Genomic DNA, 13,208 nt, shown 5'->3' with positions numbered 1-13,208 from the left:
CGGACTATGACTTGAATCGTTCGCTCAGCGCCTGCGCGACTGCCGGATGTACGAATTTGGTGATATCCCCACCCAACGCTGCGATTTCTCTGACCAGCGTAGATGAAATGAATGAATAGCGTTCGGACGGCGTGAGAAAAAGACTTTCCACGTCTGGAGCCAGCTGTTTATTCATGTTGGCGAGCTGAAATTCGTACTCGAAGTCGGAAACGGCACGCAGCCCGCGCAGCAGGATGTTGGCGTTCTGCTCTTGGGCGAAATGCGCCAACAAACTCGAAAAGCCGACCACTTCGACGTTCGGCAGGTGTTTGGTGGCGGCGCGAGCCAGCGCGACGCGTTGCTCCAGTGGAAACAGCGGGTTCTTCTTGGGGCTGGCCGCAACGGCAATAACCACTTGATCGAACAGGCGCGAGGCACGCTCGACCAGGTCGCCATGGCCCTTGGTGATAGGGTCGAATGTGCCTGGATACAACACTCGGTTCATCGCGTCGTCCTGATCGAAGTCCGTTGGGGACTCGGATGGTAGCGCAGCGGGGGCCGCTGGGCCAAGTCAGGCGGTCAACCCTTCAACCGGTCTGCCAGGGCCGTCGCCAGTTGCGCGGTCAGGCCATACACCGACAACTGCGGGTTGGCGCCAATGCTGGTGGGGAAAAGCGATCCGTCATGAATCGACAGGTTCTCCAACTGATGATGGCGACCCAGACTGTCGACAACCGCGACTCTTGAATCCTCTCCCATCGCACAGCCTCCCATCACGTGCGCACTGCCCAGGCGGGTCCGAAAGATTTCCAGATTGAGGCTGTCGATCAATGACCGGGCCTGAGCGAGTGTTTTCACGTAATCCGCATCGGCATGCAGTGGCATCAAGGCCTTGGCACCGCCCGCGAACTGGATTTCAGCCATGCTGTGCAGTGCGCGGCGCACCCCATCCCAGGCGTAAGGTGAAACCTGATAGTCGAGCACCGGCGTGTCGTCGCTTCGCAGCTCCACTTGACCGCCAGGGCTGTCGGGATGAAAGCCGTCCCGCAGCAGCGCCAGCATCATGTGGGTATGGGGCAGTTGCGCCATGCGTTCAGCGTTTTTTGTACCGTAGCCGCCAAGCAATGTGCTGGTCAGGGAAGGTTGTAACGGCGGCACTTCGAGCTTGTAGGCCATGGGCCCCGTCACGCCGTCGCGCCACTGGAAATGATCGGAGTAGATCGACTGCGGCGCCCCATAAAACGGATTGATGATCTGGTCGAACAGCGCGGCAGAAAACGTCACCAGATGCAGAAACGTCCGTTTCCCCACACGCCCTTGAGGGTCCGCAGCCCTGGAGCGCATCAGCAAAGCCGGACTGTTGATACCGCCGCCGGCAAGCACCGTATGGCGCGCTCTGACGGTGACTTTGCGCCCCGTTGGCGCCACGCAGCGTTCGTCCATGGCCACGCAGTCCACACCCAGCACCTTATCGTTCTGGATGATCAGGCGATCAGCGCGAGTGAGGTAGAGCAATTCGCCGCCATTCTCAAGGGTCGCAGGAATCGTCGTGACCAGCATCGATTGCTTGGCGTTGGTCGGGCAGCCCATCCCGCAATAGCCAAGGTTCCAGCAGCCACGCACGTTGCGCGGAATCACGTGCCAGCTGTAATCGAGTCTTTCGCAGCCTTGTCGGATCACATCGTTGTTGGCATTGGGCGGCATGATCCACGGCGCTACACCCAGACGCTGCTCCATCTTCGCAAACCAGGGCGCCATCTCGACCGGACTGTGGCCTTTGACGCCGTGCTCTTTGGCCCAGTGTTCCAGGGTCGGATCGGGGGTGCGAAAGCTCGAGGTCCAGTTGACCAACGTAGTCCCGCCGACTGCCCGACCTTGCAGGATGGTGATCGCGCCGTCCTTGCTCATCCGGCCGATGCCTTCCTGATACAGCGTGGAGTAAGCCTGATCTTCCAGCAGTGTGAAGTCCGAACTGGTTTTCAGCGGGCCTTCTTCAATGATCAGCACCTTGAGGCCGGCAGCGCTGAGAATCTCGGCTGTCGTGCCACCTCCTGCGCCGCTGCCGATGATCGCGACGTCCGCTTCCAGTGTCAGATCATGCTCAAGTCGTGAGCCATCATGGGTTTTCCAGCCGCGAGCGAGTCCTTCGCGGAACGTGTCGGGAACAGGCATAGAACCTCGATCTTTTTATTGTTTTGTGGTGTGCGATCAGACTTTTGGCGGGCCCGGATAGCCACAATGTGCCCAGGACTCTGACCGGCCATACCATGCCATGAGCACCAGTTGCAGCAGCGAGCTGTGGCCTTGGCGCAGCAGGTTCAATGAGCTGTTTTCCCATCGCGTGAGAAAGTGCCGGATCTGCTCGGCATCAGCGTTTTCCCAGCTGCCCCAAATGCCTGTCAACGGCCCGCGAGTCATCCCCATCGCCAGTACGTCGAACAGTTGTCGAGTCAGTTTGAGCATTTCAGAAGACAGCCGAGCCAGGCCATGATCGAGGCTTTGCAGGGTTTGTTCGATGGCGGTCGAAACAGCGATTGCGCTCAGTGCTCCGTCCAGCATCACGGGAATGGCGGCGCGCAGAAAAGGCAGATCGCTGGATCGCAAAACGCTGAAGCCGGGCGCAGCAGTACTGCTGGAGCATCCGCTGAGACTCGCCGTGACGCCTGCTGTGGACAGAAACGCAGTCGCCCCGAGCCCAAACTTGAGAACGCCGCGCCGGGAAAGTCCGGTCGTCGCTGCACTCATCGTATAAACATCCGATAGATCAGTTTTTGAATCGCTTTGCCATACGGTGGGTAGATCAAGCGCGCGGCGTTGAAGCGTTGTTTGATGAACACGCCTTTAGCTTTGCTGAACGTGAGAAACCCTTCGTGGCCGTGGTACTGCCCCATTCCTGAAGGGCCGATGCCGCCGAAAGGCATGTCGTCCTGAGCGACATGCAGCAAGGTGTCGTTCAGGCAGACGCCGCCGGAATGCGTCTGCTCCAGCACGCGTTGCTGCTCGGCTTTGTTGTAGCCGAAGTAATACAGCGCCAGAGGACGGGGACGTTGGTTTATGTAGTCGAACGCCTGCTCGATCCGCTCATAAGGGACGACCGGCAACAGTGGGCCAAAGATTTCGTCCTGCATCACCAGCATGTCGTCCCGGACATCCAGCAAGAGGCTGAAAGGCATGCGCCGCCCTTGGCTGTGGTCATACAGCGAAATGACCCGGGCGCCTTTGCCGGTCGCATCGACCAGATAGTGGTGCAGACGCGCCACATGTCGAGGGTTGATGATGGCGGTGTAGTCCGGATTGTCGGCGAGTGTCGGATAAAAGCCGATCACTGCCTTTTTGTAGGCTTCGATGAAGCTTTCCACGCGACTCGTCGGCACCAACACGTAGTCCGGGGCCACGCAGGTTTGTCCGGCATTGAGCGTCTTGCCGAAGGCGATGCGCTCGGCGGCATCGTCGATAGGCACGTCGCTGGACACGATGGCAGGCGACTTTCCGCCCAACTCCAGAGTGACTGGCGTCAGGTTTTGCGCCGCAGCGCGCATCACATGCCGACCGACACTGGTCGCGCCCGTGAATAACAAGTGATCGAAGGGCAGTGTGGAAAAGGCCATTCCGACCTCGGCTTCGCCCAGCACTACGGTCACCAGGTCTTCGGGGAAGACTCTTGCGAACAGCGTTTTGAGCAGCTCGCCCGTCATGGGCGTCGACTCACTGAGTTTGAGCATCACCCGGTTACCCGCCGCCAGGGCACCCACCAAAGGACCTATCGCCAAATAAAGCGGGTAGTTCCACGGCACGATCACGCCCACCACACCCAGCGGCTGATAAACGACCTTTGCAGACGCAGGCTGAAACGCCATGCCAACGCTGCGCCGAGAAGGGCGCATCCAGTTTTTCAGATGACGACGCGCGTAGTGAATGTTGTGAAGGCTGGGCATCAATTCGGCCAGCAGCGTTTCATCGGCGCTGCGATGACTGAAATCGGCGCTGATCGCCTCGATGATGCTCTGGCGTTCATCGCTGAGTACCTGACGCAGACTGTCGAGCCACTGCAGACGCTGACCCAAGACGGGCATGGGGTTCGCGGCGAAGGCCTGTCGCTGCCGGTCGAAGAGGGTCTCAAGGTCGCTTCGCGGGCCCGGCGCTTCGTCATGCACAGGCAAACGAATGGATTCGACAGACATCGCTGCAGCCCTTTATTTGAAGTTGTAGAGTGTTTCTAGAGTCATTGCTCTATAAAGTCAAATCTGTGGGTCTCGCCTCTCTGAGCGAGGCCATGCTACTTGCACGACGCCAATCCGCGGGCCAGACTGCTCGCGACGGTTTTCGACGAACCGTTGCGCAATACCTGACATGGAGTCTCAATGCGTACGGATTACCTGGCGTTCTTCGTTTCTCTCTTTCTCTCGCGGCTGGCCGATCAGATTCTGTTGTTTCTCGTGCCGCTGGTCGTCTTTCAAACCACGAACGATGCGGCTTGGACTGGTCTGGCGTTTTTCGTCGAGACTCTGCCGCGTTTCATTGCGTTTCCGGTCTGCGGAGCGTTATGCGACAAGTTCGCCCCGATCCGGCTTCTGCACATCAGCCAGATTTGCCGAGCCGCCGCCTGTGTAGTGGCCATGACGCTGTATGGGTTCTTCGGAGGCATTTACTGGCTGGTGCTGCTGTCGGCTATCTGCGGCGTGCTGACCACACAAGGCATCATGGCGCGCGAAGTGGTGATGCCGCATATCTTCCCGGATTATCGCTACGGCAAGACACTGTCTTATTCGCAAATCGCCGATCAGACCGGGCTGGTGCTCGGCCCTTTGCTGGCAGCGCTTTCGCTGGAACTGTGCCCGTGGCCCGGCGTGGTCGTCGGGGCCGCGTTGATATTCGTGCTGGCAGATCTCGCGATGCGACAGTGGCAGCGATACTCCAGCGTCACGCTGCAAACCTTCGAGCAGCCTGTCGGGTTCTGGTGGCAGCCGTTGTCGACTGCCTTCGGGCATATCCGCCGATCCGCAGAGTTGAAAAAGATCATCGCGCTGGCAGTCGGCGTCAATTTCATCGTTGGCGTCACACTGGCCAGTTCAGCGGCGATGGTCATCGGCTCGTTTGGCGAGAGCAAGGATTTCTACGCAGCGCTTCAGGCCTCTGGCGCGGTCATCACGATCATCATTCTTTATGTGCTTGCCCGGATCAGCCTGCCGCTGAAGCTGCTTGGCGCGTTGTCATACTCGGCGCTGGTGCTGGGGGCCTTGGTGACCGCCACCGGGGCATCGTCTGAGGTCTATATGGTGGGCTTTCTGCTCGTCGTCGGCTTCGACAAGATGTTCAACGTCTATATGCGCAGCATTCGTCAGCAGGTCATTCCGGTGGCGGACTTCGGCAAAACGGTTGGCGTGATCACCTTGCTCAATAACCTGTCTCAGCCGCTGGCCGGATTGCTGATCGGATTTCTGGCAGCGCCGATAGGGCTGCGTGGGGTGATTCTCTTGCTGACACTGTTCTGTGGTCTGCTCGGTGTGGCAGTGGCGGTTGCGTTCAAGGCCGGGGTCGTGACGCCTGTCGAGTCATGAAGACTGCCCCGGGTCTTGATGCTTGCGTTAAGATCCAGCACATTCCCGTTACATCCGGACGTTCGAGCTGAACATGGCGCCGCGCATAAAAACTCCACGCATCAAGACCCGCGAACGCATCGTGCAGAGCAGCCTGGAGCTGTTCAATCTGCAGGGCGAGCGCAGTGTCAGCACCAACCACATCGCTGCGCACATGGAAATCTCGCCGGGCAATCTGTATTACCACTTCCCGAACAAGCAGGCGATCATCGCCGAGCTGTTCACCGAGTACGAAGATCTGGTCGACAGTTTTCTACACCTGCCCAGAGGGCGTTTGCCCACGGTAGAAGACAAGCGTCATTACCTGATGGCCATCCTCGATGGCATGTGGCGCTACCGTTTTCTGCATCGCGATCTTGAGCATTTGCTCGAAGCCGATCCTGAGCTTGCCGGACGTTATCGCCGGTTTTCGCAGCATTGCCTGATCAAGGCCATGGCCATCTATAGCGGCTTCGTCGAGGCGGGCATTCTGGCCATGGACCAGGTGCAGATCGAATCGCTGACGCTTAATGCCTGGATCATTCTGACCTCCTGGGTACGTTTTCTTTGTACGACACGGGAGAACACCGCGCATCTGAACGAGGATGCCATTCGCCGAGGTGTCTATCAGGTGCTGGTGCTTGAGATGGCGTACGTCACGCCGCAGGCCCACGACGCTGTACATACCCTCTGCGCAGAATTTTATGTGCCACTGAACCAGGCACTGGAGGACGCAGGCTGATTCTGATTCCTGCGCTCGAACCGATTGTTTTTTTGCCACCTTTCACTGTCTGCAGGAGCCCGTCATGTCCATCGCGCAATTGATCAGCCCGCAACAATTGGCAGAACGCTCAAGTAAAGCGGGGCTTGTGATTCTTGATTGTCGTTCCTCCCTCGATGATCTGGACTACGGCCAGCGCAGCTACGCCGAAGGTCATATCGAGGGTGCGTTCTATGCCGATCTACTCAACGACTTGAGCGGGCCGATCAGCAAGGGGGTTACCGGGCGTCATCCGCTGCCGGATCCACAGACGCTGATCGAGCGGCTGCGTTTCTGGGGCGTGAACAACGACAGTGAGATCGTGCTCTATGACGACGGCCCGGGAGCGTATGCCGCTCGGGCCTGGTGGTTGCTGGCGTGGCTGGGCAAGCGTGACGGCGTGTACTTGCTCGATGGTGGCCTGAAGGCGTGGCACGCCGCCGGTTTGCCCTTGAGCCTGGATCCGCCCGAACATCGTCAGGGGTTCTTCGACGGCAAACCGGACGACTCGCTGGTGCTGACGGCAGACGCTTTGCTCGCCCGTATCGGTGAACCGCAGATGACCTTGATCGATGCCCGTGCACCCGCGCGTTTTCGCGGTGAAGTCGAGCCCATCGACCCGATTGCAGGGCATATACCCGGCGCTCAGTGCGCGGCGTTCACCGACAACCTGGGGCCTGACGGCCGATTTCTTCCGCCTGAACAGCTCAAGCAGCGGTTTGCCGAGACGTTGAGAGGGCGAGCACCGGAGCAGTTGGTGGCCTATTGCGGCTCCGGCGTTACGGCGTGCCACAACCTGTTCGCCCTGTGTCTGGCCGGTTATCCGCTGGGCGGGTTGTACGCCGGATCGTGGAGCGAGTGGATCAACGACCCGCGCCGTGGCGTCGCGACAGGGGATTGAGCGAAGTGCGGGGGCAGTTCGTCAGATCTGCCCCATCATCCAGCGCAACACGAAGAACACCGCCAACCCGCCACCAATGGTCGCCAACAGATTTCGGCTGAACGCTGCGATCCCGATCGCCGCTATGCCCGCGAGCAGATACGCGTTCTCGAACGACAGCTGCCAATGTTCGCCATCAGGCAGCAACATCCCTGGCACCACAATGGCCGTCAGTACAGCCGTCGGCACGTAATGCAGCCCTTGGCGAACAACCGGCGGGAAGCGCAGGTTCGGCCAGGCGAACAAGCTGTAGCGCATCAGGAAGGTAATCGCGGTCATCCCCAGAATCAGCCACCAATAACTCATGAGCGCGCCTCCTTGCCCGAGGCGTCATGGGGATGGGCGGTCTGCCCGCGCTCAAGCAACACCCCCACAGCAATGCCGCTGAACGCTGCTGCCATCAGCCCCAGTTTGTAAGGCAGCGACCACGTCATCAGGGCGACTGCACCTGCTGCCAGCGCTGCGGCAACCTGCGGTTGGTTACGCAGTAAAGGCACGACAATCCCTATAAAGGTCGCAAGCATCGCGAATTCCAGCCCCCAGCTCGCCATGTCCGGCACCGCTTGACCGAACAGCACGCCGACCAGCGAACTGCTGACCCAGCAGGCATAGAGGGCGCTGGTCACGCCCAGCCAATACCAATGGGCGAGCGGCTGGCGGCCATGCACGATGTAGTAACGCTGGACCACGGCGAACGTCTCGTCGGTCAGCCAGAACGCCAGCAATAAACGCCAGCGCTGCGGCAAACCATGGACCTGCGGCTGCAACGTGGCGCTATAGAGCACATGGCGCAGATTGACGATGAAGGTGGTCAGCAGAATGACCACTGCGCTGGCGCTGGCGCCCATCAGGCTGATCACGATGAACTGCGCGGATCCTGCGTAGACGAACAGCGACATGCCAACGGCTTGCCACAAGGACAGGCCGCCGACGCCGGCGAGTGTTCCGAAGATGATGCCGAACGGCGCAATGCCGACCAGCATAGGCACGCTGTCGCGAAGGCCGCGAACATAGAGTTGATTGCGGGACATGGTGTTTCTCCTTATGTCCCGAATGGTAGGCCCCTGATGGAGGGCTGTCTTGAACGATCCTGCACGATCGGAGGCGTGACCCCGATTTCAAAAATGTGGGCTTGCTGGCGAATGAGGACTGTCAGTCAAAAAAGCATCAATTGACCCAGCGTTTACGCCAGTAAGCCAGCCCCACAGGATCCGAGGTTTCCTTCAAGTCGACAGAACAGGGAAGCCCTGGTTTTACATCGAGATGCCCTGTGCCCCATGCACCGCCACCAGCCATTCCGGTATCCGCCGCTCCAGATAATAGGTCGGTGTTCTGATCGACCCATCGACAAACCCCACATGCCCACCGCGATTCTGCAGATCGAACTCAGTGCTGGCCGATAATTCGCCGGCATCCGGCAGGCTGTGCTTGAACACGAAAGGATCGTCCAGGGACTGCACCAGCAGCGTGGGCGTACGAATGGCGCCGAGAAAGTAACGGCTTGAGGCGCGTCGGTAGTAGTCGTGAGCGTCGACGAAGCCATTGAGCGGTGCGGTCACGCGTCCATCGAACTCCCAGAAGGTGCGCAGGTTTTCCAGCGAGCCCAGCGCTGCGAGCTCGGCAAGCCCTTCACTCAAACCTTCATGCTGAAAGCGCCGCTGTTTGTCCTTGATGTACCCAACCATCTCGCGCATGAAATGTCGCTGATAGACCTTGGAAAACCCCTGGCCGATACGGTCAGCGCATTCATCCAGGCGAAACGGCACCGACACCGCTGCGGCTCCCTGCAGATCGCTATCCAGGCCCGACTCGCCCAGATGCTTGAGCAGAATGTTGCCGCCCAGCGAGTACCCGACGGCGTAAAGAGGGGCCAGCGGTCGAGCGGTGCGGATATGCGCGATGACCGCCGCCAGGTCTTCGCTCGCGCCGGAGTGATAGCTGCGCGGCAGCAGGTTGGGCTCGCCCGAGCAGCCCCGCCAGTTCAGCGCAACGCTGGTCCAGCCGCGTTTGTCCATCGCCTGTTGCAAGCCGACGACATAAGGTGAATTGGACGAGCCGGTGAGGCCGTGCAACACCAGCACCACCGGTACTTTTGCGTCGTGGGGGCCGTACCAGTCCATGTCGAGGAAGTCGCCGTCTTCAAGCCACATGCGCTCGCGGCGGCGATCCAGATGAATGGTCCTGCGCCAGAGCGGCCCCCACAAGGTTTGCAGGTGAGGGTTACCCAGGCCGATCGCCGGAACGAAAGGGCGGCAGTCAGCTAGCGGCGACACTTCTTTCCCACAGCGCGTAATACACCTGTCCGGCCTTCTTCTCGCGGTGCAAGCGCCAGGTCGCGGGCATACCCAGGGTGGACGGCGCGGTTTCGCTTTCGGTGTAGATCCACGCATCGTTGGCCAGCCAGTTGCGTTCTTCGAGCAGCGTGCAGGCTGGGGTCAGCAGGTTCTGATGGAACGGCGGGTCGAGGAACACCACATCGAACTGTTCAGCCGGTTGGGTCTCCAGATAGCGCAGTGCATCGGTAGCGTGGGTCTTGCCGACCGTGCAACGCAGGGTGCCCAAGTGCTCGCGCAGGTTGGAAATGGCGGCGGAATTAGTGTCCAGCGCCAAACCCATGCTGGCGCCTCGCGACAGGGCCTCCAGATAAAGAGCGCCGCTGCCGGCGAACGGGTCGAGCACCCGAGCGCCTTCGATATGAGGCGCGAGCCAGTTGAACAGCGTTTCGCGAACTCGATCCGGCGTCGGGCGCAGGCCCGGGCCGTCAGGAAAACTCAAACGCCGACTGCGCCATTCGCCGCCGATAATCCGCAGTTGGCCCAGGCCTGTGTGGATTTTGTGCCCCTTGTGAATACGTGGCGGCTTGGAAGTCGAGGTCATTAGTGCTCCGGAACGCCAAGTGGTTGCTCGGCGGGTTTATCAGTAGGGGGCGGCAGAGGCTTCTGCGGGACGGTCGGACCGGCGGTCACGATCACCAGCTTGTCGGCGTCCAGATGTTTGTTCATCACTGCCTTGATCTGCTCGACGGTGATGCTCTGTGACTGCGTCATGAAGTCTTCGAGATAGGTCAGCGGCAGATTATAGAAGCCAATGGCGCCCAGTTGGCCAACGATGGCCGAGTTGCTGGCTGTCGACAACGGGAAACTGCCAGCCAGCTCGCGTTTGGCATCGTCGAGTTCTTTTTGCGTCGGACCGTTGGCGAGGAAATCGCGGGTGATGTCTTTGACCAGCTTCAGGGTGTTTTCGCTCAGTTCGGCCCGGGTTTGCAGGCCGATCATGAACGGGCCCTGAGCCTGCATTGGGGTGAAGCCCGACGACACGCCGTAGGTCAGGCCGCGTTTTTCACGGACTTCAGTCATCAGACGGCTGCCGAAGCCACCGCCGCCGAGAATCGAATTGCCCAGCGACAGCGCTGCGTAGTCGGGGTCGGCGCGGTCGATACCCAGTTCCGCCAGCATCAAGTGAGTCTGTTTAGAGGGAAACTCGATGTGGGTCTCGCCCGGCTTGGGCTCGCTCGGCGCGACGGTCTTGGCCAGCGCCGGGCCTTTTGGCAACGAGGCCGATACCTGAGCCGCCACCGCTTCTGCTTCTGCGCGGGACAAGTCGCCGACCATGGCAATGACCGCGTTACCAGCTGCGTAGGCTTTGGCGTGGAACGCTTTCAATTGAGCCAGGGTAATCGGCGTGATGCTTTTCGCGGTGCCCATGCTCGGGTGCGCGTATGGGTGGTCACCGTAAAGACGTTTGAACAGCTCATCGCCAGCCAGTTTGCCAGGGTTCTGTTTCTGATATTCGAAGCTGGCCATCAGCTGATTCTTGATCCGCGCCAGCGAGTCGGCGGGGAAGGTCGGTTTGCCCACCACCTCAGAGAACAGCTTCAAGGCAGGCTCCCGCTTGTCGGCGGCACTCAGGCTGCGCAGCGACGCAATGGCCATGTCGCGATAAGAACCGTTGCCGAAGTCTGCGCCCAGCCCTTCGAACCCTTCGGCGATGGCGCTGACGTCCTTGCCTTTGACACCTTCGTTGAGCATGGCGTTGGTGATCAGTGCGATACCTGGTGTGGCGCCGTCCTGGCTGCTGCCCGCAGCGAACAGCAGGCGCATGTCGAACATCGGCAGTTCATGGGCTTCGACGAACAGCACGCGAGCGCCCTCGGCGGTATTCCACGACTGGATGTTCAGCGTGCGTCGCGCGGGGGCCTTGCCGTCGAGCTCTTTCAATGACTCAAGCGTAGTGGCTGCCTTGTCGATGGCCTTGGGAGCATCGGCAGACGTGTCGGCCATCGCCGAGGTGCCACCGAACAGCCCGATGGTCACGGCGAGCAGGAGCGTCTGGGCCCGCGTTCGCGCAAAGCGTGCTTTGTTGCGCTTACTCATGGGCTTTCTCCTCAGGCAAAACGTGCGCAACGGCGAGGCGTTCGCGGGTGAAATAGGTACGTGCAGCTTTCTGGATGTCTTCCGGGGTCACGCTTTGCAGTGCCGCCAGCTCACCATCGATCAGTCTCCAGGACAGACCGACAGTTTCCAGTTCGCCGATGGTGCTGGCCTGGCTGGTGATGGAGTCTCGCTCGTAAACCAGGCCGGCGATAACCTGAGCGCGAACCCGCTCGAGTTCTTCCTTGGTCGGCGGTTTGGTTTTCAGCTCGTCCAGCAGGCGCCAGATACCCGCTTCGGCGTCGGCCAGGGTTTTCTTCTTCTGCAGGTTGGGCGTGGCGCTGATGGTGAAGAGGCTGTCGCCACGGGTGTAAGCGTCGTAATCCGACGATGCGCCAGTGACCAGTTCTTCGCCACGTTCGAGGCGAGTCGGGATGCGCGCGCTGTATCCGCCGTCCAGCAGGGCTGAAATCAGGCGCAGTGCATTCACCGATTGTGGATAGGTGGTGGTGCTCAGGCTCGGCACGTTGAAGCCGTACATCAGGCTCGGCATCTGGGTGGCGACATGCACGGTGATCTGGCGCAGGCCCGGCTCAGCCAATTCCAGCGGTTTCTTCGATGGCGGCACGTCGCGGCGGGGAATCGGCCCGAAGAACCGTTCGGCCAATGCTTTCACTTCGTCGGGCTTCACGTCGCCGACCACCACCAGCGTGGCGTTATTGGGCACATACCAGGATTCGTACCAGTGGCGCAGCTCCTGAACCTTCATTCGGTCAAGGTCGGCCATCCAGCCGATGGTCGGCGTGTGATAACCGCTGGCCGGGTAGGCGATGGCCTTGAAGCGCTCATACGCTTTGGCGTTGGGTTTGTCGTCGGTGCGCAGGCGGCGCTCTTCCTTGATGACTTCGATTTCCCGGGCAAACTCTTCAGGCGGCAGCTTCAGTGTTGCCATGCGATCCGCTTCGAGCTCGAGCGCCACGCTTAGACGATCACGGGCCAGGACCTGGTAATAAGCGGTGTAATCGTCGCTGGTAAAGGCGTTCTCTTCGGCGCCTAGATCACGCAGGATCAATGACGCTTCGCCAGGGCCAGCCTTGGAACTGCCCTTGAACATCATGTGCTCGAGCGCGTGGGAGAGACCGGTCTGGCCGGGCGTCTCGTAGCTGGAGCCGACTTTGTACCAGACCTGGGAAACCACCACTGGGGCGCGATGATCTTCGCGCACAACGACCTTCAGGCCGTTGTCCAACGTGAATTCGGAAGTGGGTTGTGGGTCGGCGGCGTTGGCTGCGAGGGGCAAACAGAGTGTGCCGAGCAACAGGCCTGCGGCACAGCGGGCGAGAGCATTCATTCGTAATTCGAACCTTCGAGGCGGCCAGCTTGAACTTAGCGTCGGCGGGCGCGGGGGTTAGGGCGTATCATCACATATTTCCGCCGCCGCGCCGGAGCCTGAGATTACGCAGGGCAAGGCGCGAGGAGTGTGGTTTGGTCATTCCAAACGAACGACGAGCAACGCCGCTCTGCGTAATCTCAGCCCCGGCCCTCCGGGTTGTCGCCTAAAAGCGCGCCATACTGCGTTGAAG

The 13,208-nt window shown here is 60.3% G+C and carries 13 protein-coding genes; 3 read left to right on the top strand and 10 right to left on the bottom strand.

What is annotated here, in order from left to right:
- Positions 1-4: 4 nt before the first annotated feature.
- The 4 genes from coaD to D3M70_RS03145 form a co-directional block, all read right to left on the bottom strand.
- Entirely contained in the window at positions 5-484 is a 480-nt protein-coding gene (gene coaD / locus D3M70_RS03160) for a pantetheine-phosphate adenylyltransferase (RefSeq protein ID WP_120124272.1), read from the bottom strand.
- A gap of 74 nt (positions 485-558) precedes the next feature.
- Positions 559-2,151 (bottom strand): GMC family oxidoreductase, encoded by a 1,593-nt coding sequence (locus D3M70_RS03155; protein ID WP_120124270.1) that lies wholly within the window; start codon positions 2,149-2,151, stop codon positions 559-561.
- Between the two features lie 36 nt (positions 2,152-2,187).
- Positions 2,188-2,724, bottom strand: coding sequence for a twin-arginine translocation pathway signal protein (locus D3M70_RS03150; RefSeq protein ID WP_120124268.1), 537 nt, complete (start codon positions 2,722-2,724; stop codon positions 2,188-2,190).
- Positions 2,721-4,160 carry a coniferyl aldehyde dehydrogenase gene (locus D3M70_RS03145; RefSeq protein ID WP_120124267.1) on the bottom strand — a complete coding sequence of 480 codons (1,440 nt, stop codon included), beginning with the start codon at positions 4,158-4,160 and terminating at the stop codon, positions 2,721-2,723. The genes D3M70_RS03150 and D3M70_RS03145 overlap by 4 nt, the downstream gene beginning before the upstream one ends.
- 180 nt (positions 4,161-4,340) lie before the next feature.
- Here D3M70_RS03145 and D3M70_RS03140 point away from each other — a divergent pair, with 180 nt between their 5' ends.
- The 3 genes from D3M70_RS03140 (at position 4,341) to D3M70_RS03130 (ending at position 7,216) form a co-directional block, all read left to right on the top strand.
- Positions 4,341-5,537 carry an MFS transporter gene (locus D3M70_RS03140; RefSeq protein WP_120124265.1) on the top strand — a complete coding sequence of 399 codons (1,197 nt, stop codon included), beginning with the start codon at positions 4,341-4,343 and terminating at the stop codon, positions 5,535-5,537.
- A gap of 73 nt (positions 5,538-5,610) precedes the next feature.
- Complete coding sequence (locus D3M70_RS03135) at positions 5,611-6,297, top strand: TetR/AcrR family transcriptional regulator (protein WP_120124263.1); 687 nt, start codon at positions 5,611-5,613, stop codon at positions 6,295-6,297.
- 64 nt (positions 6,298-6,361) lie between these two features.
- Positions 6,362-7,216, top strand: a complete 855-nt coding sequence (locus D3M70_RS03130) for a sulfurtransferase (protein ID WP_120124262.1) — start codon at positions 6,362-6,364, stop codon at positions 7,214-7,216.
- A 21-nt stretch (positions 7,217-7,237) separates the two neighbouring features.
- Here the strand turns inward: D3M70_RS03130 and D3M70_RS03125 are convergent, their stop codons facing one another.
- The 6 genes from D3M70_RS03125 to D3M70_RS03100 all read right to left on the bottom strand — a co-directional run bounded on the left by D3M70_RS03125 (position 7,238) and on the right by D3M70_RS03100 (position 12,976).
- The gene (locus D3M70_RS03125) at positions 7,238-7,561 is read right to left on the bottom strand and encodes an AzlD domain-containing protein (protein WP_120124260.1); all 324 of its coding nucleotides are present in this window, start codon (positions 7,559-7,561) and stop codon (positions 7,238-7,240) included.
- Positions 7,558-8,286, bottom strand: coding sequence for an AzlC family ABC transporter permease (locus tag D3M70_RS03120; RefSeq protein ID WP_120124258.1), 729 nt, complete (start codon positions 8,284-8,286; stop codon positions 7,558-7,560). The genes D3M70_RS03125 and D3M70_RS03120 overlap by 4 nt, the downstream gene beginning before the upstream one ends.
- Positions 8,287-8,508: 222 nt before the next feature.
- A complete protein-coding gene (locus tag D3M70_RS03115; protein ID WP_120124441.1) occupies positions 8,509-9,528 on the bottom strand; it encodes a hydrolase in 1,020 nt (339 codons plus the stop codon).
- Complete coding sequence (gene rsmD, locus D3M70_RS03110; protein WP_120124256.1) at positions 9,512-10,132, bottom strand: 16S rRNA (guanine(966)-N(2))-methyltransferase RsmD; 621 nt, start codon at positions 10,130-10,132, stop codon at positions 9,512-9,514. The genes D3M70_RS03115 and rsmD overlap by 17 nt, the downstream gene beginning before the upstream one ends.
- A complete protein-coding gene (locus tag D3M70_RS03105; protein WP_120124255.1) occupies positions 10,132-11,628 on the bottom strand; it encodes a pitrilysin family protein in 1,497 nt (498 codons plus the stop codon). The genes rsmD and D3M70_RS03105 overlap by 1 nt, the downstream gene beginning before the upstream one ends.
- Entirely contained in the window at positions 11,621-12,976 is a 1,356-nt protein-coding gene (locus D3M70_RS03100; protein ID WP_120124253.1) for a pitrilysin family protein, read from the bottom strand. Before D3M70_RS03100 ends, D3M70_RS03105 begins: the two co-directional genes overlap by 8 nt.
- Positions 12,977-13,208: the final 232 nt, after the last annotated feature.

Source organism: Pseudomonas sp. LS-2 (genome assembly GCF_003605735.1).
Taxonomy (GTDB): domain Bacteria; phylum Pseudomonadota; class Gammaproteobacteria; order Pseudomonadales; family Pseudomonadaceae; genus Aquipseudomonas.
The sequence above is the reverse complement of the archived record's forward strand: the minus strand, read 5'-3'. Positions and strand labels throughout refer to the sequence as shown.

Coding starts and splice junctions, on each gene's coding strand:
- D3M70_RS03155 (WP_120124270.1), bottom strand. CDS start 2,151: ATGCCTGTTCCCGACACGTTCCGCGAAGGACTCGCTCGCGGCTGGAAA.
- D3M70_RS03120 (WP_120124258.1), bottom strand. CDS start 8,286: ATGTCCCGCAATCAACTCTATGTTCGCGGCCTTCGCGACAGCGTGCCT.
- coaD (WP_120124272.1), bottom strand. CDS start 484: ATGAACCGAGTGTTGTATCCAGGCACATTCGACCCTATCACCAAGGGC.
- D3M70_RS03145 (WP_120124267.1), bottom strand. CDS start 4,160: ATGTCTGTCGAATCCATTCGTTTGCCTGTGCATGACGAAGCGCCGGGC.
- D3M70_RS03105 (WP_120124255.1), bottom strand. CDS start 11,628: ATGAGTAAGCGCAACAAAGCACGCTTTGCGCGAACGCGGGCCCAGACG.
- D3M70_RS03100 (WP_120124253.1), bottom strand. CDS start 12,976: ATGAATGCTCTCGCCCGCTGTGCCGCAGGCCTGTTGCTCGGCACACTC.
- D3M70_RS03150 (WP_120124268.1), bottom strand. CDS start 2,724: ATGAGTGCAGCGACGACCGGACTTTCCCGGCGCGGCGTTCTCAAGTTT.
- D3M70_RS03125 (WP_120124260.1), bottom strand. CDS start 7,561: ATGAGTTATTGGTGGCTGATTCTGGGGATGACCGCGATTACCTTCCTG.
- D3M70_RS03140 (WP_120124265.1), top strand. CDS start 4,341: ATGCGTACGGATTACCTGGCGTTCTTCGTTTCTCTCTTTCTCTCGCGG.
- D3M70_RS03135 (WP_120124263.1), top strand. CDS start 5,611: ATGGCGCCGCGCATAAAAACTCCACGCATCAAGACCCGCGAACGCATC.
- rsmD (WP_120124256.1), bottom strand. CDS start 10,132: ATGACCTCGACTTCCAAGCCGCCACGTATTCACAAGGGGCACAAAATC.
- D3M70_RS03130 (WP_120124262.1), top strand. CDS start 6,362: ATGTCCATCGCGCAATTGATCAGCCCGCAACAATTGGCAGAACGCTCA.